Origin of the sequence: Coprobacillus cateniformis (genome assembly GCF_009767585.1) — a bacterium.
In the GTDB taxonomy this organism is placed as follows: domain Bacteria; phylum Bacillota_I; class Bacilli_A; order Erysipelotrichales; family Coprobacillaceae; genus Coprobacillus; species Coprobacillus cateniformis.
Map to the genome: position 1 here is coordinate 1 of NZ_WSNW01000020.1, position 882 is coordinate 882.

1 protein-coding gene is annotated in these 882 nt (G+C 32.5%); it reads right to left on the reverse strand.

Going from position 1 to position 882, the window contains the following annotated elements:
- On the reverse strand, positions 1-882 hold an 882-nt coding region (locus tag GQF29_RS18170; protein ID WP_236916514.1), incomplete at both ends, for an MSCRAMM family protein.

Genomic DNA, 882 nt, shown 5'->3' on the forward strand with positions numbered 1-882 from the left:
CCTGTTAAAACTTCACCCTCTTTAGAAAGCTTAATTTTACCTTTTACAGGCTTGTTTTCAAAAGTAATCGTTACAATTGGTGTGACTCCATCTTCGGCAATATCATAGTCCATATCCTTTGTTAATTCAAATTTTAATGGTTCTTTATTCAAGAGATAACCCTCACTACAATCGATTTCCTCGAGTTGATAATGTCCAGCCTGTAACATTGTATTTAATGTAATTGTACCGTCTTCATGTGTTTCCCATTTATCAACATGAATATTAGGAAATTGAGACCAATCCACATATGAAACGTATTCATCTTTATCAAGATTCTTTAATTTATAAACATTTCCTTTTTTTAGGACTGTCTTATCTGTCTCACTGTCCGCTTTGCGAATTTTCAGCAATGTTTCAAAAGGAACATTATTCACAGTGACTTTCTTAATTTTATAGCCAATCTCATAAAGAGAACTATCTCTTTCAATTGTTATTAAAAAGTCACTTGCACCATAGTATCCCTCTGGAGTCTTCGTTTCTCTTACTCGATATGTTCCATAAGGTAACAAATCAGTTGTTAAAAAACCGTTTTTATCTGTTGTTCCTACATAATATGTCTTTGCATTATCCCAACCAACGTGATTATATTCATTGCTTAACTTAAATGTAAATTCAGCACCTTGCAATCCAGCGACAACACCTGCTATACCGTCTTTGATACCCTCTTTAAAGATTTGAATACGCTGACTTGCGATAATATCTTTTGCACTTGTTTTTGAACTTACAACAGACGTATTCATATCCTTATAAGTTAAGCTGACATTGATTGGTGTTGAATTTATTAGCAATGAATCATTTGTTTCCAGTTCTTTTAAATAATAATCACCAATATGAAGATCA